At 63.8% G+C, this 2737-nt stretch carries 4 protein-coding genes; 2 read left to right on the top strand and 2 right to left on the bottom strand.

The window, feature by feature from the left end; genetic code table 11:
• Positions 1-389: LLM class flavin-dependent oxidoreductase (locus tag J4F42_19455; protein MCE2487695.1), on the bottom strand; the 389-nt coding region annotated here is incomplete at its 3' end.
• Positions 390-452: 63 nt separating this feature from the next.
• Positions 453-947 (bottom strand): NUDIX hydrolase YfcD, encoded by a 495-nt coding sequence (gene yfcD, locus J4F42_19450; GenBank protein ID MCE2487694.1) that lies wholly within the window; start codon positions 945-947, stop codon positions 453-455.
• 118 nt (positions 948-1065) lie between these two features.
• Between yfcD and J4F42_19445 the strand changes: the two genes are divergently transcribed.
• Entirely contained in the window at positions 1066-1749 is a 684-nt protein-coding gene (locus J4F42_19445; protein ID MCE2487693.1) for a TIGR04282 family arsenosugar biosynthesis glycosyltransferase, read from the top strand.
• Between the two features lie 50 nt (positions 1750-1799).
• On the top strand, positions 1800-2737 hold a 938-nt coding region (locus J4F42_19440; protein MCE2487692.1), incomplete at its 3' end, for a CoA transferase.

Here is a 2737-nt window from a genome sequence, read left to right as displayed (position 1 = left end):
CCCCGCATCGGAATGGCAAAGGCGTTGTGGTAATCCGGGTGGTAGCCCGAGGCCAGCCCGCAGATCAGACGGCCGCCGGACATCAGATCGATCAGGGCCATTTGTTCGGCAATGTGGACCGGGTCGTACAGCGGCAGGATGAGCACGTAGGTCCCCAGCCGAATCCGCGTCGTGCGCGCCGCCAAGCCGCTCAACAGAACAATTGGTGAAGGAAACAGACACTCGGTGCGGGTATGCCGCTCGGGCACGACCAGCGAGTCAAAGCCGACCTGTTCGGCGACTGCGGCTTCCCGCCACAGGTGATCGATAAACGCCCGGGCCTGGGCGCTGTCCGGCAGGGGCATGTTGTACGGGCCGGCATGGGTATCGAGCAGATAACCGATTTTCATAACACCACGGTCCTGAGCGAAGGTCCTGGGTGAAGATTCTTGGTGAAGATTCTGGGCGCGTTCCTATGCGACCTGACCCAGGTAGCGGCGCAGGACGTACAGCCCGTCGGGCGTATACGGCGCGGTCTGGGCGTGGCGTAGGGTGTCGTCCGGCGTCAGCAGGATGACGCTCTCGACCTCCTCTTCCTGCAGGCGCAGTTCCCCGTCGTAGACACAGGTGAAGACGCCGCCCCAGACATGGTTGTGCTCATCCTCGAAGTAGAACTCGAACAGCTTGGTCAGGGCTACGTCCCGAATGCCCAGCTCCTCTTCCAGCTCACGCGCTGCCCCCCGCTCGTAGCTCTCACCGGCCAGCACGACCCCGCCGGTAGCCAGGTCGTAGTAGCCCGGAAAGACATCTTTGGTCGGCGTCCGCTTCTGGACGTACAGCTGTCCCTGAGAGTTGAACACCAGGATATAGGTGCTGCGGTGCGCCAGACGCTTGGCCCGCATTTCGCTGCGCGGCACAGCCCCGACCACCCGGTTGTGTTCGTCTACAATACCAACGATTTCGTCCACGACCGCCATGCCAGCGGCACGATACTGGGGTGCTGTGGGCGTGTCAAGCGAGCATTGCGCCGGGCCGGGCGGACGCGTTACAAAAGCGGACGATGATGCCCGCTCTGAGGACTCCAGCATGCCGAACGCCCTCGCCATTTTCGCCAAAGCGCCGGTCGCCGGTCAGGTCAAAACCCGGCTGTGTCCACCCCTCACGCCCGAACAGGCCGCCGACTTGGCGCGCTGCTTTTTGCTCGACATCGTTGAGCGGATGTGTCGGCTGGACGCGGTCCAGGTGTTCATGGCCATTACCCCGGCTGACAGCGCGCCGCTCTTTCGGAGCCTGCTTCCCTTTCCGGTTCGCTATCAACCCCAGCGCGGTGCCTCGCTCGGCGAGCGCCAGATGCATACGCTGCACGACATGCTGGCGGCCGGCTTTTCGCGGGCCGTACTCATCGGCAGTGATATTCCGAGCCTGCCCGCCGCCCACGTACAAGCCGCCTTCCGTAGGCTCGAAGACCCCGGCTGTGACGCGGTGTTCGGCCCCAGCCGCGACGGCGGCTACTACCTGGTCGGCGTCCGAGAAGTCCACCGTCCCTTGTTTGAAAACATTGCGTGGAGCACCCCACAAGTGTTACAGCAGACCCTGGAACAGGCGCGTCGGCACGGCTACAGCGTGGCTCTGGTCCCGTCCTGGTACGATGTGGATACGCCCCAGGATTTGCTCCGGCTGGCGGGTGAGACACACGGACGGGAAGGGGAGCCGGACGCTGCGCCGCGAACCCGGCGGGCTCTGGCGCGGCTGAGCTTTCACGGCGCATAATGAGGGCCGTCTTTGGCCGAGAAGAGAGTCAGCAACAAGGAGGGACGACTATGGCGGGCTGTTTGGATGGCATTAAGGTTCTGGATATGGGGCGCTACCAGGCCGGGCCGCGCTGCGCGATGATTCTGAGCGATCTGGGCGCGGAGGTGGTCAAGCTTGAGGCGCCGGGCGGGGATGAATCGCGCGGTATCGGCAAGGTCTACTGGTCGGTCTACAACCGGGGTAAAAAAAGCATCACCCTCAACGTCCGCAGCGAAAAGGGGATTGCCCTGATCAAGGAACTCGTGCCCAAGTTCGACATGCTGTTGCAGAATTTCCGGCCCGGGGTGATGGCGGCCATGGGCCTGGGCTATGACACGCTCAAACAGCTGAATCCGGGCCTGATCCTGATCAACGTGTCCGGCTTTGGCCAGCAGGGGCCGTACAAGCATCGGCCCGCCTATGACCCGATCGGCCAGGCCATGTCGGGGCTGATGAGCTTTACCGGTTTTCCCGACGGTCCGCCGGTCATGACCAACTCGCCCATCATCGACCGCATTACCGCCCTGCACGCCACGATCGGCGCGCTGGGAGCCTTGCACCGCCGCGATGTGACGGGCCAGGGTCAGGCGCTCGACGTGTGTCTGCTGGATACGGGCTATACGCTGATGGAGATTCCGATTGCCAACTACCTGCTGACCGGCAAAGAGCCCCAGCGCAACGGCAACAGCCCGGGCGGCATCTCACCCTGCAACGCTTATCAGGCCAAGGATGGCTGGATCTATATTCTGGCCGTGCCCCAGGACATGTTCGGTCGTTTCTGCAAGGGCGTGGGACGCGAGGATTTGCTGGCCGACGAGCGGTTCTCCAGCATTGCCGGGCGGGGCAAGCACGCCAAGGAGATTGACGGTCTGGTCGCCGAGTGGGTCAAGGCGCGGACCGTGGCCGAGGTCAGCGCCGTCCTGGAGCAGGCCGAGGTGCCCTTTGCCCCGGTCCACTCGATTGCCCA

The organism is Desulfurellaceae bacterium (assembly GCA_021296095.1).
Classification (GTDB): Bacteria; Desulfobacterota; Binatia; order Bin18; family Bin18; genus JAAXHF01.
The sequence above is the reverse complement of the archived record's forward strand: the minus strand, read 5'-3'. Positions and strand labels throughout refer to the sequence as shown.